The sequence below is a fragment of the Clostridium sp. C8 genome (assembly GCF_001010885.1).
GTDB lineage: Bacteria > Bacillota > Clostridia > Clostridiales > Clostridiaceae > Clostridium > Clostridium sartagoforme.
On record NZ_LBMX01000044.1, the window covers coordinates 1 to 543 of the forward strand.

The 543-nt window shown below is 37.6% G+C and carries 1 protein-coding gene; it reads left to right on the forward strand.

The genetic code is table 11. From position 1 onward, the window contains the following. Positions 1–543: NADH peroxidase (locus tag AAT22_RS06680; protein WP_156174291.1), on the forward strand; the 543-nt coding region annotated here is incomplete at its 5' end.

Sequence of the window (543 nt, forward strand, 5' to 3'; positions counted from 1 at the left end):
AAATTTGTTTGTACAGTATGTGGATACGTTCATGAAGGGGATATGGCACCAGCACAATGTCCAGTATGTAAGGTAGGAGCTGATAAGTTTGTGGAACAATCAGCAGATTTAGCATGGGCAGATGAGCATAGAGTAGGAGTAGCAAAAGATGTAGATCCAAGAGTAATGGAAGGATTACAAGCTAACTTTGTAGGAGAATGTACAGAAGTAGGAATGTACTTAGCAATGTCAAGACAAGCAGATAGAGAAGGATTCCCAGAAGTAGCAGAAGCATATAAGAGAATAGCATTTGAAGAAGCAGAACATGCAGCAAAATTTGCAGAACTTATAGGAGAAGTAGTAGTAGCAGATACAAGAGCAAACTTACAAGCTAGAGTAGATGCAGAACATGGAGCATGCCAAGGAAAGAAAGACTTAGCAACATTAGCAAAACAATTAAACTTAGATGCAATTCATGATACAGTTCATGAAATGTGTAAAGATGAAGCTAGACACGGACAAGCATTTAAGGGATTATTAGATAGATATTTTGGTCAAAACTAA